Origin of the sequence: Exiguobacterium sp. s181 (assembly GCF_018617125.1) — a bacterium.
Lineage (GTDB): Bacteria > Bacillota > Bacilli > Exiguobacteriales > Exiguobacteriaceae > Exiguobacterium > Exiguobacterium profundum.
In genome coordinates, this window is sequence record NZ_JACSJM010000001.1 from 1,101,578 (window position 1) to 1,126,771 (window position 25,194).

General features: G+C 47.4%; 23 protein-coding genes. 16 read left to right on the forward strand and 7 right to left on the reverse strand.

Features of this window, described 5'->3' with window-relative positions:
• Positions 1-87: 87 nt before the first annotated feature.
• Positions 88-1,842, forward strand: coding sequence for an ABC transporter transmembrane domain-containing protein (locus tag KNO70_RS05715; protein WP_214811527.1), 1,755 nt, complete (start codon positions 88-90; stop codon positions 1,840-1,842).
• Positions 1,832-3,595 (forward strand): ABC transporter ATP-binding protein, encoded by a 1,764-nt coding sequence (locus tag KNO70_RS05720; RefSeq protein ID WP_214684116.1) that lies wholly within the window; start codon positions 1,832-1,834, stop codon positions 3,593-3,595. Before KNO70_RS05715 ends, KNO70_RS05720 begins: the two co-directional genes overlap by 11 nt.
• A 77-nt stretch (positions 3,596-3,672) precedes the next feature.
• Here the strand turns inward: KNO70_RS05720 and KNO70_RS05725 are convergent, their stop codons facing one another.
• Complete coding sequence (locus KNO70_RS05725) at positions 3,673-3,855, reverse strand: aspartyl-phosphate phosphatase Spo0E family protein (RefSeq protein ID WP_078147026.1); 183 nt, start codon at positions 3,853-3,855, stop codon at positions 3,673-3,675.
• A 188-nt stretch (positions 3,856-4,043) separates the two neighbouring features.
• Here KNO70_RS05725 and KNO70_RS05730 point away from each other — a divergent pair, with 188 nt between their 5' ends.
• Positions 4,044-4,742 carry a cytochrome c biogenesis CcdA family protein gene (locus tag KNO70_RS05730; protein WP_078147025.1) on the forward strand — a complete coding sequence of 233 codons (699 nt, stop codon included), beginning with the start codon at positions 4,044-4,046 and terminating at the stop codon, positions 4,740-4,742.
• 19 nt (positions 4,743-4,761) lie between these two features.
• Entirely contained in the window at positions 4,762-5,214 is a 453-nt protein-coding gene (locus KNO70_RS05735; protein ID WP_078147931.1) for a CcdC family protein, read from the forward strand.
• 34 nt (positions 5,215-5,248) lie between these two features.
• On the opposite strand, the gene KNO70_RS05740 is transcribed toward KNO70_RS05735, so the two are convergent.
• From KNO70_RS05740 to KNO70_RS05750, 3 genes are all read right to left on the reverse strand, one after another.
• Positions 5,249-6,808, reverse strand: a complete 1,560-nt coding sequence (locus KNO70_RS05740) for a solute symporter family protein (protein ID WP_012726448.1) — start codon at positions 6,806-6,808, stop codon at positions 5,249-5,251.
• Positions 6,805-7,083, reverse strand: coding sequence for a DUF485 domain-containing protein (locus KNO70_RS05745; protein WP_240499876.1), 279 nt, complete (start codon positions 7,081-7,083; stop codon positions 6,805-6,807). Before KNO70_RS05745 ends, KNO70_RS05740 begins: the two co-directional genes overlap by 4 nt.
• 306 nt (positions 7,084-7,389) lie before the next feature.
• On the reverse strand, positions 7,390-7,821 hold the full coding sequence (locus tag KNO70_RS05750; RefSeq protein WP_031423504.1) for a DUF2621 domain-containing protein: 432 nt from the start codon (positions 7,819-7,821) through the stop codon (positions 7,390-7,392).
• Between the two features lie 178 nt (positions 7,822-7,999).
• Here KNO70_RS05750 and KNO70_RS05755 point away from each other — a divergent pair, with 178 nt between their 5' ends.
• The 12 genes from KNO70_RS05755 to KNO70_RS05810 all read left to right on the forward strand — a co-directional run bounded on the left by KNO70_RS05755 (position 8,000) and on the right by KNO70_RS05810 (position 22,247).
• Positions 8,000-9,598 carry a peptide chain release factor 3 gene (locus tag KNO70_RS05755; protein ID WP_078147022.1) on the forward strand — a complete coding sequence of 533 codons (1,599 nt, stop codon included), beginning with the start codon at positions 8,000-8,002 and terminating at the stop codon, positions 9,596-9,598.
• A 195-nt stretch (positions 9,599-9,793) separates the two neighbouring features.
• A complete protein-coding gene (gene acnA, locus KNO70_RS05760) occupies positions 9,794-12,508 on the forward strand; it encodes an aconitate hydratase AcnA (RefSeq protein ID WP_012726444.1) in 2,715 nt (904 codons plus the stop codon).
• 113 nt (positions 12,509-12,621) lie between these two features.
• Positions 12,622-13,113, forward strand: coding sequence for a DUF3939 domain-containing protein (locus KNO70_RS05765; RefSeq protein ID WP_078147021.1), 492 nt, complete (start codon positions 12,622-12,624; stop codon positions 13,111-13,113).
• Positions 13,114-13,240: 127 nt separating this feature from the next.
• Positions 13,241-14,806 carry a BCCT family transporter gene (locus tag KNO70_RS05770; RefSeq protein WP_214684117.1) on the forward strand — a complete coding sequence of 522 codons (1,566 nt, stop codon included), beginning with the start codon at positions 13,241-13,243 and terminating at the stop codon, positions 14,804-14,806.
• Positions 14,807-14,907: 101 nt separating this feature from the next.
• On the forward strand, positions 14,908-15,585 hold the full coding sequence (locus tag KNO70_RS05775; protein WP_078147019.1) for a hypothetical protein: 678 nt from the start codon (positions 14,908-14,910) through the stop codon (positions 15,583-15,585).
• A gap of 56 nt (positions 15,586-15,641) precedes the next feature.
• Positions 15,642-17,900 (forward strand): AAA family ATPase, encoded by a 2,259-nt coding sequence (locus KNO70_RS05780; protein WP_214684118.1) that lies wholly within the window; start codon positions 15,642-15,644, stop codon positions 17,898-17,900.
• A gap of 31 nt (positions 17,901-17,931) precedes the next feature.
• On the forward strand, positions 17,932-18,348 hold the full coding sequence (locus tag KNO70_RS05785) for an acyl-CoA thioesterase (protein WP_012726439.1): 417 nt from the start codon (positions 17,932-17,934) through the stop codon (positions 18,346-18,348).
• A gap of 78 nt (positions 18,349-18,426) precedes the next feature.
• A complete protein-coding gene (locus KNO70_RS05790; RefSeq protein WP_078147017.1) occupies positions 18,427-19,287 on the forward strand; it encodes a M15 family metallopeptidase in 861 nt (286 codons plus the stop codon).
• Between the two features lie 11 nt (positions 19,288-19,298).
• Positions 19,299-19,919 carry a glycerol-3-phosphate 1-O-acyltransferase PlsY gene (gene plsY, locus KNO70_RS05795; RefSeq protein ID WP_078147016.1) on the forward strand — a complete coding sequence of 207 codons (621 nt, stop codon included), beginning with the start codon at positions 19,299-19,301 and terminating at the stop codon, positions 19,917-19,919.
• 173 nt (positions 19,920-20,092) lie between these two features.
• A complete protein-coding gene (locus KNO70_RS05800; protein ID WP_078147015.1) occupies positions 20,093-20,863 on the forward strand; it encodes a DeoR/GlpR family DNA-binding transcription regulator in 771 nt (256 codons plus the stop codon).
• 13 nt (positions 20,864-20,876) lie between these two features.
• Positions 20,877-21,530, forward strand: coding sequence for a copper homeostasis protein CutC (locus tag KNO70_RS05805; RefSeq protein WP_078147014.1), 654 nt, complete (start codon positions 20,877-20,879; stop codon positions 21,528-21,530).
• A gap of 72 nt (positions 21,531-21,602) precedes the next feature.
• On the forward strand, positions 21,603-22,247 hold the full coding sequence (locus KNO70_RS05810; protein ID WP_078147013.1) for a DUF975 family protein: 645 nt from the start codon (positions 21,603-21,605) through the stop codon (positions 22,245-22,247).
• Positions 22,248-22,261: 14 nt separating this feature from the next.
• On the opposite strand, the gene KNO70_RS05815 is transcribed toward KNO70_RS05810, so the two are convergent.
• The 3 genes from KNO70_RS05815 to KNO70_RS05825 are packed head-to-tail and all read right to left on the reverse strand — an operon-like array spanning position 22,262 to position 25,140.
• On the reverse strand, positions 22,262-22,495 hold the full coding sequence (locus tag KNO70_RS05815; protein ID WP_012726433.1) for a DUF2188 domain-containing protein: 234 nt from the start codon (positions 22,493-22,495) through the stop codon (positions 22,262-22,264).
• 45 nt (positions 22,496-22,540) lie between these two features.
• Entirely contained in the window at positions 22,541-23,413 is an 873-nt protein-coding gene (locus KNO70_RS05820; RefSeq protein WP_214684120.1) for an NAD(P)-dependent oxidoreductase, read from the reverse strand.
• Positions 23,410-25,140: an ABC transporter ATP-binding protein gene (locus KNO70_RS05825; protein WP_214811467.1), complete on the reverse strand. Its 1,731-nt coding sequence runs from the start codon at positions 25,138-25,140 to the stop codon at positions 23,410-23,412. Before KNO70_RS05825 ends, KNO70_RS05820 begins: the two co-directional genes overlap by 4 nt.
• Positions 25,141-25,194: the final 54 nt, after the last annotated feature.

The following is a 25,194-nucleotide window of genomic DNA, read 5'->3' on the forward strand; positions in this document are numbered from 1 at the left end:
TGTTTCCTCTTTTTGTTAGACAATCGAACAGACTTTCGCTACGATTAATAAATAATCTTCATCTAAAGACAAAGGGGGGCGTTTCACATTCGTGTATTCAAACAATTATCTTGGTTTTTGCGTCTTGAGTGGAAGACGTACGCGCTCGGCATCGTCTTACTGATCTTCGTGGCTGGTCTAGAACTGATTCCACCACGCATCATCGGACGGATTGTCGATGAGATCAACCGTGGTTCGCTTTCGTCCGACACACTCTGGCTATTATTAGGGGGACTTGCCGCTGTTGGAATTGGAAACTATATCGCCCGCTTCTTTTGGCGCTATTTTATCTTCGGCGCATCGATTCGTCTAGGAAGAATGCTTCGTAGCCAACTATATCGGCATTTCACAGATCTTGATCAGCGATTTTATAAAAAGTCACGGGTCGGTGATTTGATGGCCCATGCGACAAATGATGTACAAGCCGTATCGATGACGGCCGGTGCGGGGATTTTAACACTCGTCGATAGCGTGACACTTGGGACGTTCGTCATCATCACGATGATTACAACAATCAGTTGGAAATTGACGCTCGTTGCCTTACTACCGTTACCAATCATGGTCGCTTTGACGACGCGATATGGAAAGATGTTACATAGCCGATTCGGGGTCGCCCAAGCGGCATTTTCAGAATTGAATGACAAAGTGCAAGAAAGTGTCAGTGGCGTCCGTGTCTTAAAATCGACGGGGGAAGTCGGTCGGGACGTGGAATCGTTTGAGAATTTATCGAGTGAAGTCATGGCCAAAAACGTACGAGTCGCGAAGATTGATGCCTTATACGACCCGACCATCTTCGGAATTGTCGGATTGTCTTATATCCTTTCGGTCGGGTATGGAGCCGTCTTGATTGAACAAGGAGAATTGACGATTGGACAGATCGTCAGCTTCACAGCTTATTTGGCACTGTTGACATGGCCAATGTTAGCCTTTGGATGGTTGTTCAACATCGTGGAGCGTGGACGTGCGTCTTACGACCGGATTGAGCGGATGCTCGCCGTCAAACCTGAGATTCAAGACGACCGCATGGCTGCGACGACGCTCTCTCATTCAGAGGTGGAAGTTGATATTCGAAACTTCGCCTATGACGAGACCGTTGTGCTCCACAATGTTCATTTTCGGATTGAGCGTGGAAAAACCATCGGGATTGTCGGCAGAACAGGTGCAGGGAAGACAACGATTGTCCGTCTGTTGACACGTGAGTATGACGTGAAAGATGGAAAGATTAAAATCGGCGGGATCAACATCCGCCAAGTGAAAAAGTCACTTCTGATGGATAAGATTGCGGTCGTGCCGCAAGATCACTTCTTGTTCTCGGATTCGATTGCGAACAATATCGCGTTCGGAAGACCCGATGCGAGCATGGAAGAAATCATCGAAGCGGCTAAGGTCGCTGAGGTGCATGAAGATATCGTCCGTCTTCCGGAAGGCTATGCGACACTCGTCGGTGAACGCGGGGTCACATTATCAGGTGGCCAGAAACAGCGGATTTCCATCGCACGGGCGCTCATGACAGCGGCTGACGTCTTGATATTAGATGATGCGTTATCTGCGGTCGATGCGAAAACGGAAGAGTCGATTATCGAGCATTTTCGAGTCGGCAATCCGGACCAGGCGCGCGTCATCGTCGCCCATCGACTTTCCGCCGTGGAACATGCTGACGAGATTCTCGTGATTGAGGACGAAAATATCATTCAGCGAGGTCGTCATGAGGCATTGCTTCAGGAGACAGGCTGGTATCGAGAGACATATGATCGTCAGCAACTTGAAGCGATTGTAGAAGGGGGTGGACACGATGAAACATGATGTCCAAGAATGGCAAGTCATCAAGCGACTGCTCAGTTACGCGAAACGGTATGGTAAACCGCTCAGTGTCGCCTTCGTATTTCTCTTGATTGCGACAGGTGCAAAGTTGGCAGGGCCGTTTCTAATCAAAGTGTTCATCGATGAATTCGTCACACCGGGTGTCTATCCAACGAACTGGGTCATCGCTCTCTTCGCCGTCTATATGGTTCTTCACGTATCTGCAATCGTGTTTGATTATCTACAATCGATTTCGTTTCAAAAGATTGCGCTGAAGATTGTTCAAAATATTCGGATGGATATTTTCCGCCACGTCATGGGGATGCGGCTCGCTTATTTTGACCGTACACCAGCGGGCGTCCTTGTATCGCGTATTACGAACGATACGGAGGCGGTGAAAGAGCTCTATGTCGGAGTTATGAGTACGTTCGTTCAGTCCGCTGTTCAGTTGATCGGGACGTATATTTTCCTCTACATTTTAGAGCCGCCGCTCGCGACGATGGGGCTCATCTTGTTGCCTCTCTTTTGGCTCATCATTTGGGCGTATCGTCGTTTCTCGACGAAATATTTCGCACAAGTCCGGGATTTGTTGTCACAACTCAACGCCCAGTTGAACGAATCCATCAACGGGATGGGCATCATTCAACAATTTCGTCAAGAAGAGCGTCTCATCCGTCAGTTCGAAGAGACGAACGAAGCGCATCAGGAGGCACGATATCGGAACTTAAAACTCGATAGCATGTTGCTACGCCCAATCATCGAACTCCTTCTTGCCTTCTCCATCATCGGTCTGCTCGGCTATTATGGGGTGCTCTCCATGAGTGAACAGGTTCAGGTAGGGGTCGTGTATGCTTTCATCAGCTATATTGAACGTATTTTCCGTCCTGTACTCGATATCATGCAACGATTGAGCGAATTTCAACAAGCCGTCGTATCGGCGGATCGTGTCTTCAAAATTTTAGATACGGATGAACCGGCTCCAGGTAAACGGATGCCTGGTGAAGCGCGGATCACTGATGGGGAAGTTCGGTTCGAAGACGTGACGTTCAGTTACGACGGAGAAGTTGACGTGTTGAAACAAATTTCGTTCGTGGCGAAACCTGGTGAGACGGTAGCGCTCGTTGGTCATACTGGGAGTGGTAAAAGTTCAATCATCAATTTGTTGACCCGTTTTTACCCATATGAATCTGGTCGCATCACGATTGACGGGCAACCGCTCGAACAGTTCGAGGAGCAAGAGCTTCGTCATCAGGTCGGGCTTGTCCTACAAGACCCATTCTTATTCACCGGAACAATTGAAGAGAATTTGAAGCTGTTCAATCCGGACATCGATTCTGAGCGCGCGCGTGAAGCTGCTGAATTCGTCCAAGCGCATACGTTCATTGAAAAGTTGGATGCTGGCTATGGCCATGTCGTCGGAGAGCGTGGAGCGACGTTCTCAAGCGGGGAGCGTCAATTGCTCGCTTTTGCCCGTACGGTCGCACGTAATCCAAAGGTGCTTATTCTCGATGAAGCGACAAGCTCCATCGATACCGAAACAGAAGAGCGTGTACAGACTGCGCTCGATCGGATGCGTCGGGGTCGGACGACGATTGCAATCGCTCACCGCCTGTCGACGATTCAAGATGCAGATTTGATATTAGTCTTGCATCGCGGTGAAATCGTGGAACGCGGCAACCATCAACAGTTATTGAAACAAGACGGACTGTACAAAAAGATGTATGAACTGCAATCCGGACAACGTCTGATGTCTTGATTTGGAAAGGATACCTATTCAGGTGTCCTTTTTTCCATGGAAAAAGCTCGTCACACTAGGTGACGAGCCGTCAAGTTTCAAGAATGAAGTTTCTCTTTATTATGCTTTGATAGGACATGACGAGTGATTAGAGAGTCAAGTTCTTGGCTTACTGAAATGACTTCAGGTGAGGTCCAAGAATGCTTTGACGCGATTTTATACAGTTCATCACGTTTTTGTTCAATGGCCTGGTGTAGTGTATCTGCTGCGGTGACTGCCACGTTCGTTCCCCCATCATGTAAATTAGAATTTTGTGAACTGGAATATCCAAATCTTAGCACCTCCGTTTACAGATGACAAGTTTCATTTCCATTTCAAAAATTACAAAATGATGTTGAGGTTTGAAAGAAAAGATTCGAGCAATTTAAATAGGATTTCGCTATAATGGTCGTGAAAGGTGGAAATCGTCATGGAAGTCACATTATGGCTCGCATTTGGGGCGGGCGTCTTATCGTTCTTGTCACCATGTACGCTCCCGTTGTATCCGGTCTTTCTCTCGTATATCACTGGGGTTTCCGTATCTGAGTTAAAAAATGAAGGATTAAAACAGCGTACAGCTTGGTTCCACACATTTTCGTTCTTATTCGGTTTTTCGATTGTCTTTCTCGTGCTAGGGTTGTCGACTTCGTTGATCGCAGACGTCTTCATCCAATACAAGGACAGTCTACGCATGTTCGGCGCCATTTTGATTTTCGTGTTCGGCGTCTTTTTGGCGGGCTTATGGCAACCGCAATTTATGATGCGTGAAAAGAAAATGGATATCGGCGAACGAAAGAGCGGTTATTTTGGTACCGTTTTAATTGGTATTGGATTTGCGGCCGGTTGGACACCGTGCACAGGTCCGATTTTAGCTGGTGTGATCGCACTAGCCGCCACGAACCCGAGTCAAGGGCTCGGCTATATGTTGGCGTATGTCATCGGATTTGCAATTCCATTTTTGGTGATGGTCGCATTCGTTGGCAAGATCAAGTACTTAGCACGCAACAGTGCAAAAGTGGCAAAAGTCGGAGGCTATTTGATGATGGTGTTCGGCGTACTATTATATTTTGACGGAATGAATCGGTTCGCTGCATGGATGAGCGAGCTTGTCGGATTCACCGGATTTTAAGGGGTTGACCGAGATGTCAATGTTATGGGGGTCGACTCTCGTCGCGTTGTTAATGGGTATCGTAGCGAGCTTTGTTCGTGTAAAAGCATCGGCAAAGCCGACGAATGCGAAGAAAATTTTAATCCCACCACTTGCGATGACGACCGGGATGATTCAGTTTTTGATTCCCGCGTTTCGCTTATCATGGGTCGAAGTGGCTGAGGCCCTTGCGGTCGGGCTCATCTTCAGTCTGTTTTTGATTAAGACATCAAACTTTGAAAAACGGGACGGCGAAGTGTATCTCTCACGATCGAAAGCATTTTTCGTGGTCGTGTTCGCACTCCTTGCCATCCGTACAGCAATGAAGGTTTGGGTCGGTCATGAGGTCGATATCTTCTCGACCGGCGGATTGTTTTATTTGATTGCTTGGGGGATGATTGTCCCGTGGCGAATCGCCATGTATCAAAAATATAAACGAATCGCAATCACGTAAAAATGGAGTGGCGTTGAGCCACTCCATTTTTTATTTAGTCTGCTTTCGTAGCGGCGACTTCGGTCTCCGCGTCGATTCCAGTGTTCGCCTTGACGAGGACGCGTTCATAGTTTCCTGCTGCTTCATCTGATTTCGTGACCAGTGTACCAATCACGGCAGCGATGAAACCGAGGGGGATTGATACAATCCCGGGATTGGATAGTGGGAATAGGGCTTCACCGACAAAGATGGCCGAACCGTCCGGAGCCCAAAGGTTCGGGCTGAGTGCGACTAGAATCAGTGAGGAGAACAAACCGACTACCATTCCCCAAATGGCGCCACCTGTATTAAAGCGTCTCCAGAAAATCGTAAAGAGAATCACAGGTAAGTTCGCACTCGCCGCAACGGCGAAGGCGAGCGAGACAAGAAACGCAACGTTCATCGACTGGGCGAAAAAAGCTAGTCCCATTGAGACGAGGGCGACCGCAACTGAAGCGATTCGCGCGGCTTTCACTTGTTCAGTTTCTGTCGCTTCCCCTTTACGAATGATATGTCCGTAGAAGTCATGGGCGAAGGCGGAAGCAGCTGACAGTACGAGTCCAGCGACAACGGCAAGAATTGTCGCGAACGCGATTGCGGCAACGAAAGCGAACAAGAGGTCACCACCGAGCACTTGCGCGAGAAGAGGGGCCGCCATGTTGCCGGCAGGGTTTGCGGCGAGAATGGCATCACGTCCGACGAATGCTGCGGCACCGAAACCTAGGAAAATGGTCAAGATATAAAATGCACCGATGATCCATGTCGCATAGACGACGGATTGCCGAGCAGTCGGTGCATCTTTGACGGTGAAGAAGCGAATCAGAATATGAGGGAGCCCTGCCGTACCGAGCACGAGCGCCATGTTTAATGAAATGGTATCGAGCGGTAGCTTGAACTTGTTCCCAGGGTTCAAGAAGTCACTTCCGAGTGGGGTCGCTTTACTGACTTCATTAAACATCGTCGTGACGGAGAAATCAAAACGAGCGAACACGAGAAATGAAATGATTGCCGTCCCAATCATCAGAAGTACGGCTTTCGTGATTTGTACCCAAGAAGTGGCCGTCATGCCACCGAAAACGACGTAGACTGTCATTAAGATTCCGACGACGACGACACTTGTCGTATAAGGGATTCCGAGTAACAGTTCAATCAAAGCACCCGCTCCGACGAGTTGCGCAATCATGTAAAAAATGGAGATGACAATCGCATTCATCGCTGCGACACCACGTACGCGAGGCTTGTTAAAACGTGCCGCAATCATGTCTGCCATCGTATATTTCCCAAGATTTCGCAATGGTTCGGCGACGAGATAGAGGACAACGAGATAGGCAACGAGGAAACCGATTGAATAGAAAAACCCATCGAATCCCGCAAGCGCGATCATACCTGCAATTCCGAGAAACGATGCGGCAGACATATAGTCGCCTGCAATGGCAAGACCGTTTTGAAATCCGGTCAATCCACCATCTGCCGTATAAAAATCGCTGGCAGTTTTTGTTTTTCTTGCTGCAAAGTATGTAATCACTAGCGTGAGTCCGACAATGGCGATAAAGAGGGCGATCGCGGTCCAATTCATGATCTCACCTCGTCTTTCAATTGTTCGACGAGTGCGTCAAAGCGACGGGCACGTCGACTATAAAGTACACAAAGTGTCCAAGTCATAATGAACTGGGAAAAGGCGAACGCCCAAGCCCAAGTGATGTCCCCGATGAGTGGTGTATTCAAGATCGTCGTATAGCTCGTCAGAATCGGGAGTGTGAAATAAAAGATGAGTGAGAAGATGATAGCTGGAACGATGAAGCGATTTTTTTCCTGCATTAACCGATGAAATGTCTCATGTTCGGTAATCATGTGGGCAGATTGATGGCTTGTTGTTTGTGAAACTTGTGTTACATCATGCATAATAGACCCTCCTTGACTGTAAGATAAATCCATTATGCGTTGTGAAAAACAATTCAGTCATTCCTTTTTTTCGTGTCGAAATGAAAGACGTTATATTAATATTGGTCATACCAATTTACTGTAAGCGTTTTCAATATTGTCTAATTCGTGAACGTTATTTCGATGTAATATAAAGCTCGAGAAAAGGTACTTTTGACCCATTAGGCGAATCGCACAATTCGACAAATAAAAAACTCTATCTGAATGAGATAGAGTCTACTGCTGAAAATAGTGTTCGTATGGCGTCCAATCAATCTGTTCTTCGGTTAGCGCTTTCTTTAAGAACTTGTGATCGCGCTTCGGTGTTGCGGCGATGTAACCCTTTACCACAAGTTCGGTCGTCATTTTTTTTGCACGCGATTCAAGCGCGAATTGACCGATTTTACCTGCGATTTTTCGGATCGCCACGTCGCGGAACAACTCGGGTACCGGTGTGACGAGACGATCTAATAGCGTCCGCGTCTCCGGAGTCCAGAGATGACGCGTTCTTTCTATATAATCATCTTCGATGTCAAGTAGGGAACGTCCATCTTCTTTTGGCATTCGTTTTAAAAACTTACGAAACATGAAGTACCCGCCAATCGTCATGAGTCCAATCATGACGAATCCCCAGAATACAATGAAATACATCATCAAGTTTTCTGGCATCGTCTTTCCCCCGTTCTATACATTCACTTGCTTTCATCGTTAGTATACAAAAAAGAATCCATTTGCAAAAGGCGTACGTCCCATTAGGATAGACGAACCGAATTGATTTCGTTAGAATAGATAGCGTTGCTACGAGAATAAGCATGAACTGAGACGAGAAAGGAAAGGTCTATCCTATATGAGCCAATTGAAACAGGAAGTCGAGAGACGTCGGATATTCGGCATTATCTCTCACCCGGATGCGGGGAAAACAACATTAACAGAAAAATTACTTTTGCACGGTGGTGCGATTCGCGAGGCAGGTACGGTCAAGGCGCGCAAAAACTCAAAACACGCAAAATCTGACTGGATGGAAATCGAGAAACAACGTGGGATCTCGGTCACATCGTCTGTCATGCAATTCATCTATCAAGACAAGGTTGTATCGATCATGGATACACCAGGACACAACGACTTCGGTGAAGACACGTATCGCGTGTTGACATCAGTCGATAGCGCGGTCATGGTCATTGATGCTGCGAAAGGGATTGAAACACAGACGAAAAAACTATTCCAAGTTTGTCGGATGCGTGGGATTCCAATCTTCACATTTATGAACAAGTTGGATCGTCAGGCAAAAGATCCGCTTGAATTGATGGAAGAGCTCGAAGAAGTGTTAGGCATGCCTTCTGTCGCGATTACATGGCCAATCGGAAGTGGAATGCAGTTTGAAGGTGTCTACGACCGAATGAAAAATGAGGTCCACTTGTTCCGTGGGGAGAAGTCGACACTTCAACTGGGTGAGGACGGAGTGAACGATCCGATTCTCGCCGATCATTTGTCGGAAGAGAACTTGATGAACCTCCGCGATGAAATCGACCTTCTCGATGGAGCGGGGAACGAGATTAATGTCGAGGCGATCCAGAGCGGTAAATTGACACCGGTATTTTTCGGAACAGCGCTCGTCGACTTTGGGGTGACTGCGTTCTTGAATCACTATTTAGAGATGTCTCCGGCTCCTGAGGCACGTAAGTCGAACGTCGGTCCAATCAATCCGACATCAGAAGACTTCAGTGGATTCGTCTTCAAGATTCAGGCGAACATGAATCCGGCACACCGCGATCGCATCGCCTTTGTACGCATCTGTTCAGGTGTGTTTGAGCGTGGGATGGATGTGACGCTCACTCGTACTGGGAAAAAGATAAAATTGAGCCAATCGACACAATTGATGGCGAACGATCGAGAAACAGTCGACCAAGCGTTTGCTGGTGATGTCATCGGGATCTATGATTCTGGGACGTATCAAATTGGAGATACCATCACCACATCGAAGCAGAAGATTGCGTTTGAGGCGCTGCCAACTTTCCCACCGGAATTGTTCATGCGCGTTTCGCCGGTCAACTCGCTCAAGTCGAAACACTTCCACAAAGGGGTAGAACAGCTTGCGCAAGAAGGGGCGATTCAAGTGTATCGCAACGAATATAACGAGATTTATCTCGGCGCGGTCGGACAACTTCAATTCGAGGTATTCGAATATCGTTTAAACAATGAATATGGCGTCGATATTCGAATGGAACCAGTCTCATATAGCGTTGCTCGTTGGGTCAAAGATAAAGAGTTGAAGGCATTGAAACCGTTCCAAGATTCACGGAACATGCTCGTTACAGACCGTTGGGAACGTCCGGTCTTCCTGTTCGCGAACGAGTTCACATATGAACGGTTCGCTGAGCGTCACGCAGATGACTTGACGCTTGTTGAGGCACTTGACGTCAACGAAGAGATCGGTACGGAAGAATAAGATGTAAACACCTCGTTTCTGAGGTGTTTTTTTGTTGTGAATTAAGTCATTTTAGTTTTGATAAGTTTTACTTATGACTAATTTGTGACGGAATGTATTTTACGTCACGCTATACTTGTATTATGATAAATATGTGAAAAGTAAGCGATTACGCATTGTCGTGTGGTCGGCGCTTTCAAAAAGGGGGAAATTGCAATGGAACAGACGAATGTTTTAGACGCCTTCGCATCTCGGACAAAGTTCGAAGCGAACGGGCAATCGTATGATTTTTATCGTTTGAAAAAATTGGAAGAAGAAGGATTGACGGACATCAGCCGTCTTCCGTATTCGATTCGCGTTCTTCTTGAATCGGTTCTCCGTCAACAAGACGGGCGTGCCATCACGAAAGAACATGTCGAGAACTTGGCAAAATGGGGCACTGCCGACGTCTCGAAAGACATTGACGTACCGTTCAAACCGGCACGTGTCGTACTTCAAGACTTCACGGGTGTACCGACGGTCGTAGACCTTGCTTCACTTCGTAAAGCGATGGCAGACCTCGGTGGAGACCCAAACAAAATCAACCCAGAAATTCCTGTCGATCTCGTCGTCGACCACTCAGTTCAAGTAGACGCATATGGTTTCGCTGGCGCATTGATGAAAAACATGGACATCGAATTTGAACGTAACGAAGAACGTTATAAGTTCTTACGTTGGGCTCAGACGGCATTTGACAACTATCGTGCCGTACCACCTGCAACGGGGATTGTTCACCAAGTAAACTTGGAGTACTTGGCATCTGTCGTCCTCGAGAAGAATGATGCAGAAGGTACAGTTGCTTATCCAGATTCACTCGTCGGAACGGATTCGCACACAACGATGATCAACGGACTCGGTGTTCTTGGCTGGGGTGTCGGCGGAATCGAGGCGGAAGCAAGCATGCTCGGTCAACCATCATACTTCCCAGTGCCAGACGTCGTCGGTGTCAAAATCATCGGTGAAGTAAACCCTGGTGTGACAGCGACAGATGTGGCGCTCGTCGTGACAGAGATGCTCCGTCATGAAAAAGTTGTCGGGAAATTCGTTGAATTCTTCGGACCGTCGCTCCACACGATGCCACTTTCAGACCGTGCGACGATTGCAAACATGGCGCCTGAATATGGTGCGACATGTGGATTCTTCCCGGTCGATACGGAAACATTGAACTACATGCGTACGACTGGTCGCTCTGAGGAGTTGATTTCACTCGTCGAAGAATACTCTAAAGCGAATGATCTCTTCTATACACCAGATCAAGCTGATCCAACGTTCACAAAAGTGTTGACACTCGACTTGTCGAAAGTCCAGCCTTCACTTGCGGGTCCGAAACGTCCACAAGACCGAATCAACCTCTCAGACGTTCAAACATCGTTCATCGATAGCTTGAGTGCTCCTGCAGGAAACAGTGGCTTCGGACTTGACCGTTCTGAACTCGACAAAACGGCGACAGTCAAGTACGAGGACGGCGCAGTCGACATGAGTACGGGAGATGTTGCGATTGCAGCCATCACAAGCTGTACGAACACGTCGAACCCATACGTCATGGTCGGTGCTGGACTCGTTGCGAAGAAAGCCGTTGAACGTGGCTTAACCGTTCCGAAATACGTGAAGACATCACTCGCACCAGGTTCGAAAGTCGTAACGGACTACTTGGATAAGGCTGGTTTGACTTCTTACTTGGACGAACTTGGCTTCAACACGGTCGGATACGGCTGTACGACATGTATCGGAAACTCTGGTCCGCTTGACCGTGAAGTCGAAGATACGATCACAGAAAACGACTTGCTCGTGTCGTCAGTCCTCTCTGGTAACCGTAACTTTGAAGGGCGCGTTCACCCGCTCGTGAAGGCAAACTTCTTGGCATCACCACCGCTCGTCGTCGCTTACGCTCTTGCCGGGTCAGTCAACTTCGACATCATGAATGATTCGTTCGGTACAGACAAAGATGGAAATGAAGTATACTTCAAAGACATCTGGCCATCAAACGATGAAATCAAAATGGTTGTCCAAGACGTCGTATCACCAGAAGCATTCCGTAAAGAGTACGAAACGGTCTTCACTGGTAACGAGCGTTGGAACGCACTCGATGTTCCGGAAGGAAACTTGTATGACTTCTCAGATGAGTCGACATACATCCAAAACCCACCGTTCTTCGAACAACTCGAACCAGAAGCGGGCGAGGTTCATGCATTGAATGGCTTACGTGTCATCGGGAAGTTTGCGGATTCGGTTACGACCGACCACATCTCGCCAGCTGGATCATTCTCGAAGACGACACCAGCCGGTCAATACCTCCTTTCTAAAGGGGTAGAGCCAATCGACTTCAACTCATATGGTTCTCGCCGTGGTAACCATGAAGTCATGATGCGTGGTACGTTCGCAAACATTCGTATCCGCAACCAAGTTGCTCCAGGAACTGAAGGTGGCTTTACGACGTACTGGCCAACTGGTGAAATCATGCCAATGTATGATGCGGCTATGAAGTACAAGGAACAGGGAACAGGTCTTGTTGTCCTTGCAGGAAATGATTACGGAATGGGATCATCTCGTGACTGGGCAGCGAAAGGGACGAATCTTCTTGGAATCCGTGCGGTCATCGCACAAAGTTTCGAGCGGATTCACCGTTCGAACCTTGTCATGATGGGTGTGCTCCCGCTTCAGTTCTTAGACGGTGAATCGGCTGAATCACTCGGATTGACTGGTGAAGAAGCAATTGATATTCAAGTCGATGAGTCTGTACGTCCGCGCGATATCTTGAACGCAAAAGCGACACATGAAAACGGAACGGTGACAGAGTTCAAAGTCATCGCTCGTTTCGACTCTGAAGTTGAAATTGATTACTACCGTCACGGTGGAATCCTGCAAATGGTTCTCCGTAACAAATTGAAATAAGTGCTAGTCCATGACCTTCCTTTGAAAAAAGGAAGGTTTTTTTCATGAATATGCAATTTTAAGGTGAAAGTTTTAAAAGATTCGGGAACAGGAAGACAGGGAGGGGTGCGCTTATGGATAAAGAAGAGAAGCTCGGAAAGAGTTGGTGGAAACGATTGACGCAACAAAAAGAGGTGGAACCGGATCGAGAAATTGATATCACCCTTTCAGAATTGCGTCAGGCGATTCACGAATATGAACAGACACTGCCAAAAGGTGTGAATCGCACCGTCCTACTGGATGACTCGCAAGAAATCGACACCAAACGCTTGAAACATCACCTTTCGGGAATCCCGAAACAACGTTTCTTCATGTCAAAAGAGACGTTTCATATCGTACCGGAAGATGAACGCGACGTCATTTATGAAATGGATCAAGTGCAACGGGCACTCGATCTGTATATGGACCAGGAGAAGAAATTACCGTTACAAACATTTCAGAACGCGCTTCAACTCGATTTGACCCGTTTACGAGAGGGGGGTTATTTAAAAACGTTGCCAAAAAGACCTTACTATGTGGTCGATGAAACATTGATTGTTTCACTGGAGCCCAAAGAAACAACTTGATGACAAGACACCTATCTATTGGACGGTAAACAATACATTTATGTACACATAGGGTTGTGACTTGTTTCAAAAGTATGTTAGGGTGGAAAACGTATATGAAAATAGAAAATTAAATAGGAGTGATTTTATGGAACGAAAAAGCCGTGTGACGACCGTATTCGTCGTATCTGCAATCATAACTGGCTTATTTACGATTTGGGGACTTTTCCCCGAGAGTTTATTAGGTAATGCCAGTCTATTAAACGTGACGAGTACGTTACAAGGCTGGCTCTCAAACGGGATGGGTTGGTTCTATCTCTTGAGCGCCACCGGGTTTTTACTGGTTGCCATCTTTTTAATCTTTTCAAGATATGGTTCGATTCGACTTGGAAAGGATACAGATCGTCCAGAATTTAGTTATTTATCATGGTTTGCCATGTTATTCAGTGCCGGGATGGGAATTGGACTCATCTTCTGGGGAGCGGCTGAACCGTTGCTCCACTTCCACTCACCACCATTCGCTTCACCTACACCTGAAGGAGATGCACGGACTGCTATGCGTTATGCATTTTTCCATTGGGGCTTCCATCCATGGGCGATTTACGCAATGATTGCGCTCGCCATCGCATATTCGACGTTTAGAAAAGGTCGTCCCGCGACGATTGGGGAGACGATCGGTTCGCTCGTCCATAACCGCTACGAACAACCCGTGAAGCAAACGGTCGATATCCTTGCGGTCATTGCGACGGCATTCGGGGTAGCGACTTCACTTGGTTTTGGTGCTCAACAAATTGCCGGTGGCCTTCATTACCTCATCCCTGGGGTACCGAACGCTTTCGTGACACAGTTGATCATCATTGCCGTCGTAACGGTGCTCTACATGATCAGTGCTTCGACAGGTCTTGACAAAGGAATTCGAATTTTAAGTAATACGAATATTTTCTTGGCAATTGTCCTACTTGTAGCGACGATGTTTGCGGGACCGACAGCTTTCATTTTCGACTTGTTCACACAAACGGTCGGAACTTATTTGCAGCAGCTCCCGAGCATGAGTTTCCGTACAGCCGCATTTGAACCCGTTGAACGTGAATGGGTGAACGGTTGGACTATCTTCTACTGGGCTTGGTGGATTTCTTGGTCACCATTCGTCGGAACGTTTATCGCACGTGTATCGAAAGGGCGTACGATTCGGGAATTTATCATCGGAATCTTACTTGTCCCGACATCATTCGGATTATTATGGTTCTCCGTCTTCGGCGGTTCGGCCATCTGGGCTGATTTGTTCGGAGGATATAGCTTAATTGATCAAGTAAACGAAATCGGTACTGAGGTCGGGCTGTTCGCACTGTTTGAAACGTTCGGTGGTTTTGGGACGCTACTCAGTGTAATCGCCATCTTCTTGATTTCGACATTCTTTATTACATCGGCCGACTCTGCGACATACGTCCTCGGTATGCTTACATCGAACGGGAAGCTCATCCCGCCGATGGGGATTAAAATGACTTGGGGAATCATCCAATCATCAATCGCAGCCGTATTGTTGTATGCTGGTGGATTAGATGCTCTACAAGCTGTTGCGATTCTCGCAGCCTTCCCATTCATCTTCGTGCTCATCTTTATGATGATTGCCTTATTCAAGGATCTTACCGACGAACCGGATGAACGAGATAAATGGCTAGAGATGCAAAAGAAAGATGAAGATAAACTAGGTTAATTCGAAAGGGTCTCAGATGAGGCCCTTTTTCGGTCAAAAATATTTTGCTTGTCCTTCTCGCTAGTGTAGGATAGTAAGTGAAGAAACGAGGAGGATAGGCTATGAAACAACAGATAAAAAAAAGGTTGAGCTGGGTGATATTGGCCGGCATCCTCATTGTCGGGGCATTACTCGCTTATAACTTCTATGTGCTCATGGATTTGAGCGGGGAAGAGGAAGAGAAAGTCGAACCATTCTACTCGAATGTCGTGATCGGATATCAAGAACGCAAACTTCCAAAAGAAGGCGAAGAGCTCGAAGAACGAGAGTACCTTGTCACATATGATGAGGACGGACATTTTGTATCTGAAGTCGTGACGGGTCCAAATGTTGGCGCGAAAGCAGAATGGGATGGAGAGACCTACTTAGAGTTCAATCCGGACGGGGAAGAAGTTCTTCGACAGGAGACGAACTCCGGAGCAGTCGCACCTCATCCATTCTTGTCACGTGCAACGAACGAACAGATTCGTAAATGGCTCGATGACGGGACGCTTGGTTCAAGTGAAGGCGAAACCGATTTGGTCGGACGTACCGCGCAAGCGTATGTGAAATCAGAATCGGCTGAGACCGTTCCGGAAGAGTGGATTGAAAACTATCCATCGATTTTTAGTGAAGAAGAAAATAAAGAGACTGTCACATATTATGTCGATGCGCATGAACGAATCTTGCTCGCGGCAGAATCGCGGAATAACGGAAAGTTATTCCATTCGATTCGGATGACATCGTTTGAATCAAGATAATCCGATGGGGAGCAGACATGATGTCGGCTCCCTTGTCGTCTGAAAGGGAGAACAAGATGAAACAAATTCAAGTGGAACAAGTTCAAACGGACTTGACGAACTGGGAAGCTGGAGAAAAAGTAAACGAGGCGGCATTGTTATCTTACGCACATTGGTCTCGTGCGACTCAGCACCAAGAAGAATTAATTCGTTCCTTGCGGCTGCTCGCAACACATCGGCTCAAACAAAAGGAAACGATGGACCCGTTACTCAACCGCTGGGTAAAAGAGTTGGAGGCGATGAACGCACTTCCTCCAGAGCTTCGTCTGTTTCAACTGAATGAGCAGTTGCGTCGTTCGAAACAGGCGCTTCAAATTGACTGGCCCACCTTACGAGAGGCCGATTACGCCTCAATGAAGGTTCAAATCTTAACAGAGTACGAGTCAAAAACGTCAGCGTTACTCGATCAACTTGACCAACTCCATGATGAGGTGGAGGCTGCGAAGTCTGATTTGCGTGATTCTGAATGGCGCGGACAGCTGGAGAACCTGTTTGAAGCGATCATCGAAGCGATGCAAGAAGTCGCATCTCTTGAAGATGATACTGCCTCCTTGCTCGCATCCATGCAGGGGAACTATTTCAGTCGTGAAGCGTTTCATCGTTTCGGGGAGCGCGTTTCCCTTGTGAAAGAACGACTACACACGATTTGTGAGCTACTACCAGACCGTCCGAGCGAGACACGCTCGAGCGCGATTGAGTCACTTGAAGACATGATTGGGCTCGATGACATCAAAGCACGTGTAAAAGCGTGGTATCGCTTTCTCCTTTTCCAAAAAGAACGAGAGAAAGCCGGCTTTTCTTCAAAACATCAACCATCCCTTCATCTCGTCTTCACAGGGAATCCAGGAACCGGCAAGACGACATTAGCGAGACTCATGGCTGAGATTTACTTTGAACTCGGCTTATTAGGACGCCCAGACCTTGTCGAGGCAGATCGTTCGAGTCTTGTCGGTGCCTATGTTGGACAAACGGAAGAACAGGTAATGAATAAGGTGAAAGAGGCGGAAGGTGGTGTCTTATTCATCGATGAGGCATATGCATTGAAGCGTCAAGATGCGAGTGGTAGTGATTACGGACAAGCGGCCATCGATACGCTTGTCGCCGCAATGACGAGTGGCGAATATGCAGGCAAGTTCGTCGTCATTCTAGCTGGTTATCCAGAAGAAATGCGCCATTTCCTCTTAGCTAACCCTGGTTTACGATCACGATTCCCTGAGTCGAATCACTATGAGTTACCGAACTACCGTGACGAAGAATTGGTCGCCATCGGTGAGAAAGTGGCACAAGAGAATAATTACGTGCTGACGGAAGAGGCAAAGCGATCACTTCTTGCTCGAATCGACAGAGAACGAGTCGATTCGACGTTCGGAAATGCTCGGACTGTCCATAACATTTTACTTGATGCGATGTTTAAGAAGGGTTCCCGCTTCGGTGCAGACGCTCCGTTAGACGAGATGGCGCTCTTGACTGAAGAAGACTTTGATCAGCCAGAAGATGACTCGAGTCCGACATCGTTAGATGACCTGGTCGGCATGGAAGAAGCGAAAGCACAACTGGCTGAAATCGAAGCACTCGTCCAGATTCAAAAGAAGCGGAAGGCGCTCGGTTTGAAGACGGCGCCGGTCCAGCTCCATGTGACACTAACCGGAAACAGCGGTACCGGAAAAACGACATTTGCCTATTTATATGCACAGATGTTGAAACGGACAGGTTATTTGAAGCGAGGCCATGTCAATGTCGTCAGTCGTGCAGATTTAGTTAGTGGCTATGTGGGACAGACAGCTCAAAAAACGAAAGCGGCGATCCGTGACGCCCTTGGCGGCGTCTTACTCATTGACGAGGCCTATAGTTTGAACGGCGGGGCGAACGACTATGGCCGGGAGGCAATCGATACACTCGTTGATGAAATGCCGAAACATGGCGAGAATCTTGTCGTCGTCCTTGCCGGTTACGAAGGTCCGATGCGCCGATTAATTGAATCCAACCCTGGTCTTAGTAGCCGAATGAAACGGACGATTCATTTTGCTGACTATACGCAAGAACAGTTAGTAGACATCGCGAAAAACTACGCAAGTCAGTTCGGATATGTGATGGAAGAGGATGCGCTTGAGGCATTGGCTACTCGTTTAGGTGACATCAAACATGCGAACGCGCGCACCGCTCTATCTGTTATCGATGAATCGATTGCTCGTCAGTCCTATCGTTTAGTGTCGACGGAGGATGAGAATGTGTCACTCCAACAATTATTAGTAGTAGATATTAAGAGTAAGTTATAATATACTTTTCTTAGGAAAGAAGGATGATTCAATGCACACGGTTCAAATCCCAGTAAGGTATCAAGAGACGGACATGATGGGCATCGTCTATCATGCCAACTATTTAGTTTATTTAGAGATTGCGCGCACGGAATTGTTACGACAACTAGGTGTCGAGTATAAAGATATGGAAGAAGCGGGATTTGTCTCTCCTGTGACAAATGTATCCATGGACTATAAGCGTAGCGTGACGTATGGTGATACGGTTCATGTTCGTGTATGGGTCGATCAATATTCAAAAATCAGAACGATTTATGGCTATGAGTTGACGAATCAACATGGAGAACTTGTTGGTACAGCGACTACAACGCATGTCGTCGTCAAACGAGGCGACTTCAAACCGATTCGACTTGATCGAGAGTTCCCGAAATGGCATGAAATGTATTTGAACGTCATGAACCCTGTTTAAGAATCTTCTGTCTTCGTACCGTCAGTGTGGTATCATATCTTGACGGTACTTTTTGTTATCTAGAAAGGGGAAGATCGCATGCGTTATCCATCGATTTTGATGGTTTGCGGCGCCTTGACGTTCATGTTAGCCGGTTGTACGACAAACGAGCAAGTTGAACCGAAAGAACCAACAACACAGTCATCAACAGTAGATGAACAAGAGACAGAACCAAATGAACCGACTTCGGATCGTGAAGATGAGACAGTCACCGAGTCACCTTCTGAGGAGGAGACGTCGGACGAGTCTGAACAGCCGACCGAACCAGTAGAGGAAGAACCTGTGGCACCTAGTCAACCGATTGAAACGGATGGTGTGGCCAATTTGGAATTAGATGAATTGATTCTTGTAAACAAGCAAATTGCATTGCCTGCCGACTATCAGCCGAGTGATTTGGTAGAGGCGAACATTGATTTTGTCGACTCGACAGTCGGTGAACGTCGAATGTTACGTAAAGAAGCTGCTCAGGCGATTGAAGGTCTAATGAAAGGTGCAAAAGCAGCAGGAATTGATTTGAAAGGGACGAGTGCGTTTCGTTCATACGCCTATCAAGTCAATCTCTTCAATGCTTATGTCGAACGAGATGGCAAAGAGCAAGCCATGAAATATTCCGCACCACCAGGTCATTCTGAACATCAAACAGGACTTGCGATTGACGTATCGAGCGCCTCAGTCAACTATCAACTGACTCAAAGTCTCGGTGAAACGGTTGAAGGAAAATGGCTAGCCGATCATGCTCACGAGTATGGTTTTATCATCCGTTACCAAAAAGAGTTTGAGGATGAGACCGGGTATATGTACGAACCATGGCATTTACGTTATATCGGTATGGAGCATGCGAAACAGGTACATGCATTGAATCAGCCATATGATCGCTATATTGCAGAATTTATGAAATAAGGGGAATTGCGATGCCATATGTGACAGAAATCATGATTATTATTTTTAGTTATCTACTTGGTGCCATTCCGTTTGCCCTCATCATCGGCAAGCTCGGCTATCGCGTAGACGTTCGAGAACATGGGAGCGGCAATCTAGGAACGACGAACACGTTTCGCGTATTAGGTAAGAAGGCAGGAATCCTCGTTTTGCTCGGTGACATGGGGAAAGGTCTTGTCGCTGCATTGCTGCCTCTACTATTCGGAAGCGAGATGAGCCTGCTTCTTGCCGGAATCCCGGCAGTGATTGGACACTCTTATCCAGTCTTTGCGAAATTCAAAGGTGGAAAATCGGTTGCGACGAGCGGTGGAGTTTTGTTGGCAGCCTTCCCTTGGTTCTTCTTTGTCGTCGTCGGTACATTTATCGTGACGCTCCTCACCTCGCGCATGGTATCCCTCTCCTCGATGGCTGCCGCCGTGGTGGGACTGGTGACAGCAACGACTTATAGCATCGTGACGAAAGATTGGTTACCGCTGATCGTCATCGTGCCACTCGCATTGTTCATTATTATTAAGCATCGTACCAACTGGCAACGTATTCGTGCTGGAAAAGAACCAAAAGTTCCACTGTTTCAACACAAGCCGAAATCATGACGCATGCAGGTACGTCCGTTTAGGGCGTGCCTTTTTTGTGTATTGTCGTTGATTTACACAAAAAAGAAACAAAAACATGTTGGATTTGCTCGTTCTTTACTTTCAATTTACGTTAAATTTACATGCGTTCGTTACACTAGAAAAGGAAAGATTATTGTGGAGGAGGCAGGGACGTGTCTTTAATCGGTGAAGAGCGTAAACAGAAAATTGTAGAATGGATCGAACGAGAAGGCAAAGTAAAGACGAGTGAGTTGATCGAGCGCTTGAACGTATCTGGGGAGTCGATTCGCCGTTATTTAGAAGAGCTAGAAAAAGAGCATCGAATCAAACGTGTATACGGGGGAGCGGTCCTTCATCAGAGCATGTCCTTTCAGCCCATCGTGATTGCGAACATGGATGGAATTCGTCGGATCGCCTATACCGCATTTCAGTTGATTCCAGATGATACATTATTATATATAGGACACGGGGTTGCGGCAGAGCAAGTGGCATCCCGGTTGCGTGGTCGCAATGTGACGGTCGTGACGCCATCGTTGACGGTGGCGAAGGCGTTGTTTGAACAGCGGGCGAAAGGTGTGCTTGGTGGCGAAATTCAGCTATTAGGTGGTACAATCGACCCGAAACATCTCGTGACGACAGGTGAGCAGGTCCTGACGCAACTACAGACATACATGTTCGACCTTGCCATTTTGTCCGTCGAAGGGGTCGACGCATCACTAGGTTTAACATGTGACGCTTTCGGCCTCGCCAGTATTACCCAGTCGGTGATGTCACAAAGTCGCGAGACGTTCTTACTAACGGACCATACCCAACTAAATCAACAAAAACGGTATCGCGTCTGTGATTTTTCGAAGGTGACGGCGATTATCTCTGATTTTCCGGAGCCTCAAGATTTCAAAGGCGTCTTAGCCGAACATGGTGTGGACTGGAAGTTCGCACCGTAAAGGGAGCGATTGAATGAATGTAGAAGTGATTGTCACTACACTAACGGAAGCTATTCAGGCTGAGCAACTCGGTGCAAAACGACTCGAACTGATTGCGGATATGGAAAACGGGGGCATCACACCAAGTTTTGGAACGATTCGAAATGTGGTCGAACATGTGTCGATTCCGGTGCATGTGATGATAAGGCCCCATACACATTCGTTCCATTTCAATGAGGATGATGTCGAGACTATGCTTGCGGATATCGGTCTATGCCGTGAGCTCGGTGTCGATGGAATCGTATTCGGTGCCTTGACACAGGATGGAGCGATTGACGAGCGGATCTTAGGGGAAGTCATCAAGCACAAAGGGGAAATGACGCTCACGTTCCACCGTGCCTTCGATGCATCACGTGATGTCTTTGAAGCGATGGACGTGTTGAATGAATATCCGGAAGTAGATATTCTCCTTACTTCAGGCGGTGCCAAAACTGCACTAGAAGGAATCGAAACCTTGATAGCCTTGAAGGAACAGGCCGAGATCACAATTTTGCCTGGTGCAGGGATCACGGTGGAAACGTTACCGATTCTTCGAGAACGTCTTGACGTAGCGATGGTACACATAGGAAATGGCGTACGAACGAATGGACAGCTCGATGAAGGAAAGTTCAAACAACTTCTTGGATGAGCCAAGGCGGAAAACAGTCGGAAGACTGTTTTTTTGCTATAATGAGAGAAAACAATAAATGTAGGTGAATTCATGCAATCTTCCGTTTACAAACAATATGCGCTACGAATGCTATCAGGAAAGTGGGGCATATCATTACTCGTTGTCTTAACTGTCATGGTCATTCAAGCGATGATCACGACCCGACTTGATCTCTCGGCGAACGACCCCGAAGTCCTTTTGACATCGGTGGCGCTTCTTTACGGGGCGACGGTTCTTCTCGCACCTATCGAGCTCGGGAAAAATTGGGTGTTTCTCCAGGTGGCGAAAGATGAAAAGCCAACGTTCGGATTGTTGATTGAATCGTTCGGGTCACTTAAAGACTATTCACGTGCCGTGGTCTATTATGCGGTATTCTATTTAGGTCTAAACGTGTTGATGCTCTTCTTGATCGTACCTGGTGTCTGGTTCTATTTGACGTATCGGATTGTACCGTTCATTATGCGAGATAATCCTGACCTATCAGCGTTCCAGGCAATGAGAAAGAGCCGACAGATGATGAAGGGTCACAAACGGACGATGTTGAAGCTCTTTGCGAGTTTTATCGGATGGTATGCGCTCGTCCTTCTTACTGGAGGGCTGGCTTATATCTTTGTCACACCGTATCTTCAAACGGCGATTTCTGGACTCTATTTGGAGCTAAATGCCTCCTATCAAGCAAAACAACCGGTCGGATAATCCGACCGGTTGTTTTATGTTCCATGCTGATCTGACTTTTTAGGGTTTGGGGCGTCTTCAAAATCTTGTTTTTCCTCTTCCGACGCATCCGCATGCCATTTTTTCGCTTGCTCGGTGGCAATGGGAATCGCTTTCGTCTCAGAGTAGCCTTGCGCGAGTAATGCGTTCGCGATATCAATGGCTTTCTTTTTTACAAGTGGATCGAAGTTTTTCAGTGATTCTGGATAGTCTTTCATATTCCATGGCACGAAAATCGCCTCCTTCATTCCTACTAATTCCACAAACGTCCGGTTTCAAACGTCTTGATGGAGATAATACTCGATCAGTGCTTGTGTGCCATTTTCTCCGTACCCGTTCTCTTCCAGAATCGAATACAGGCGATGTGCGAGCTCAAGACCTGGTAATGTCACTTGTAGCTCGTGTGCACTCTCGATGGCAAGGGTCATGTCTTTGATAAAGTGTTTGATGAAGAAGCCAGGGGCATAATCTTCCACAATCATGCGTGGAACCAAGTTTTCAAGTGTCCAGCTACCGGCTGCCCCGCCACGAATCGTACGAACGAGCGCCTCTGGGTCAATTCCAGCTCGTTTACTGAACGCTAGCATTTCGGCATTCCCCATCATGATGCCGGCAATGGCGATTTGATTGGCAAGTTTCGCATATTGACCGCTCCCTGCGTACCCCATTCGTTCAATCGATTGTCCCATCGCTTCAAATAAAGGCTTCGCTTTATTGAATGCGAATTCACCCCCACCGACTAAAATCGACAGCGTTCCATTTTTGGCTCCGACATCGCCTCCCGTGACCGGAGCGTCAAGTGGGAGGAGACTCCGCTCAATGGCAGTCTCGGCAATTCGTTCAGCCAGTTTCGGTGAGGACGTCGTCATGTCGATCAATAATGTACCTGGTTCTGCCGAATCAAGAATGTTCCCTTCGCCAAAATAGATGGATTCGACATCGGACGGATAGCCGACAATCGTGATGATGGCATCGGCGTCTCGGCAAACGTCCTGTACCGCATCACACCATGTCACACCTTCCTCTAACAATGCGGCTGCCTTCTCTTTCGTCCGTGTGTATGCTTGCACTTCAAATCCGTGTTTCATCAAGTTACGTACCATCGATTGGCCCATGACCCCGAGCCCGATAAATCCGATTGTTTTCATGTGGCTTGTCCCCCTAATAATTGTTGTGAAACGAGTCGTTGATATAATTCATTCTCCGTTAAAAGTTGCTCATGTTTCCCGATTCCGCTGATTTGTCCGTCTTCTAAGACGACAATTTGGTCAGCATGTCTGACAGTCGAGAGCCGGTGGGCAATCACAAGTGTCGTTCGTCCGACCATCAGGCGGTCTAACGCTTCTTGGACCACGCGTTCTGATTCAGAATCTAGACTTGATGTTGCCTCGTCGAGCAATAAAATCTGTGGATTTCGTAACAATGCTCGCGCGATAGCAAGTCGTTGTCGCTGCCCGCCAGACAAACGGATACCTCGCTCACCAATCTCCGTATCGAGCTGTTCTGGCATCGTTTCAATGAACGACCATGCGTTGGCCATCTCACAGGCTTCTTTGATTTCATCATCGCTCGCTTCATGTCGAAGTCCGTACACAATGTTTGTCCGTACAGATCCTGAGAGGACGGGTGAATCTTGAGCGACATACCCGATGATTTGACGCCATGTGTCACGCCCGTATGTTTGAATCTCCCGATTTCCATATCGAATCGTTCCTGCCGTCGGTAAATAGAACTGTTCGACAAGTGAGAAAAGTGTCGTTTTCCCGGCACCACTTCGTCCGACGATGGCGGTTGTCGCCCCTGGTGAAACTTGAAGTGTCAATCCTTGGAGGACGGGTTCAGTGCCATAATGGAAAGCAACGTCTTCAAATGAGAGTGCCGTCTGATGAATCATTTCTTCATGTGTGCTGTATGGTTCGGGACGGACTTCGAGCAACTCAGCAATCCGTTCCGTTGCTCCACGCGCCTTTTGAAGTCTCGTCAAGAATTCACTCATCGTGATGAGGGGCGTGATGATTTGGAAGAGATAGAGCATGAAGGCGAGTAGTTCGCCCGTTGATAAAGCTCCGGTCGAGACGCGATATGCGCCGAACCCGAGGATGGCAATCAACATCCCGGTCAAGGTCACATTGAGAAGGGGAATAAGGATTGCTTGAATTCGTCCTTCCTTCACCCCGTAATCGAACAGTGTCTCGATTTTTGCTTTGCCGGTTTTCACTTCCATCTGTTCCGTCGCTTGTGATTTGACGAGGCGGATTTCACCGAGCAGTTCTGCGAAGAAGCCGGAAAGATTTCCGAGTTCTTGTTGTGTCTCTTTTGCGATAATCCGAAGCTTCCGTCCGAGCGGTATGACAATGATGAGTGTGGTCGGAACAGAGAACAAGATGACGAGTGTCATTTGCCAATCGAGTGTGAACAAGATGGCGACGGCGCCGATGACCGAGACGAGAGAGGTCAACAACCTGACACTTTGTTCGGATAACAACTGTTGAAGCGTCGTCGTATCATTGTTCAACCGAGACACCAGTTCCCCCGACTTGATGCCGTCATAGAATGGAATCGGCAGTTTGACGAGATGGTCCCACAAGGTCGTGCGTAAATTGGCAACGACCCGTTGCCCCACAATATGTAACCAATAAATCGAAACGGCACTCGTGATGACCTGAATCAAAAATGCGATGACGAAATAGATGATCCATTCAGGTGTCAATAAGTCGCTGCTCCACCGGTCGACCACACGCTGCAAGATGAGCGGAATGGCCAGTGAGGCGACGGCTTGAAGGAGAGAGATGAGAATGGCTCCGACAAATAGCCTTTTCGGAGGATTCGCGATTTTGAATAATTGAAAAAAAGTTTGCCATGTTGATGATTTCATTTTGGAAGTCCTCCTCTCCTCTTACTTTCGCTGTTTCAAAAACGGGTGTCAAGA

Bases quoted from the DNA above. Each gene is read 5' to 3' on its own strand.
- KNO70_RS05720 (WP_214684116.1), top strand. From the start codon at position 1,832: ATGAAACATGATGTCCAAGAATGGCAAGTCATCAAGCGACTGCTCAGT.
- KNO70_RS05730 (WP_078147025.1), top strand. From the start codon at position 4,044: ATGGAAGTCACATTATGGCTCGCATTTGGGGCGGGCGTCTTATCGTTC.
- KNO70_RS05735 (WP_078147931.1), top strand. From the start codon at position 4,762: ATGTTATGGGGGTCGACTCTCGTCGCGTTGTTAATGGGTATCGTAGCG.
- KNO70_RS05740 (WP_012726448.1), bottom strand. From the start codon at position 6,808: ATGAATTGGACCGCGATCGCCCTCTTTATCGCCATTGTCGGACTCACG.
- KNO70_RS05745 (WP_240499876.1), bottom strand. From the start codon at position 7,083: ATGATTACCGAACATGAGACATTTCATCGGTTAATGCAGGAAAAAAAT.
- KNO70_RS05750 (WP_031423504.1), bottom strand. From the start codon at position 7,821: ATGCCAGAAAACTTGATGATGTATTTCATTGTATTCTGGGGATTCGTC.
- KNO70_RS05755 (WP_078147022.1), top strand. From the start codon at position 8,000: ATGAGCCAATTGAAACAGGAAGTCGAGAGACGTCGGATATTCGGCATT.
- acnA (WP_012726444.1), top strand. From the start codon at position 9,794: ATGGAACAGACGAATGTTTTAGACGCCTTCGCATCTCGGACAAAGTTC.
- KNO70_RS05765 (WP_078147021.1), top strand. From the start codon at position 12,622: ATGGATAAAGAAGAGAAGCTCGGAAAGAGTTGGTGGAAACGATTGACG.
- KNO70_RS05770 (WP_214684117.1), top strand. From the start codon at position 13,241: ATGGAACGAAAAAGCCGTGTGACGACCGTATTCGTCGTATCTGCAATC.
- KNO70_RS05775 (WP_078147019.1), top strand. From the start codon at position 14,908: ATGAAACAACAGATAAAAAAAAGGTTGAGCTGGGTGATATTGGCCGGC.
- KNO70_RS05780 (WP_214684118.1), top strand. From the start codon at position 15,642: ATGAAACAAATTCAAGTGGAACAAGTTCAAACGGACTTGACGAACTGG.
- KNO70_RS05785 (WP_012726439.1), top strand. From the start codon at position 17,932: ATGCACACGGTTCAAATCCCAGTAAGGTATCAAGAGACGGACATGATG.
- KNO70_RS05790 (WP_078147017.1), top strand. From the start codon at position 18,427: ATGCGTTATCCATCGATTTTGATGGTTTGCGGCGCCTTGACGTTCATG.
- plsY (WP_078147016.1), top strand. From the start codon at position 19,299: ATGCCATATGTGACAGAAATCATGATTATTATTTTTAGTTATCTACTT.
- KNO70_RS05805 (WP_078147014.1), top strand. From the start codon at position 20,877: ATGAATGTAGAAGTGATTGTCACTACACTAACGGAAGCTATTCAGGCT.
- KNO70_RS05810 (WP_078147013.1), top strand. From the start codon at position 21,603: ATGCAATCTTCCGTTTACAAACAATATGCGCTACGAATGCTATCAGGA.
- KNO70_RS05820 (WP_214684120.1), bottom strand. From the start codon at position 23,413: ATGAAAACAATCGGATTTATCGGGCTCGGGGTCATGGGCCAATCGATG.
- KNO70_RS05825 (WP_214811467.1), bottom strand. From the start codon at position 25,140: ATGAAATCATCAACATGGCAAACTTTTTTTCAATTATTCAAAATCGCG.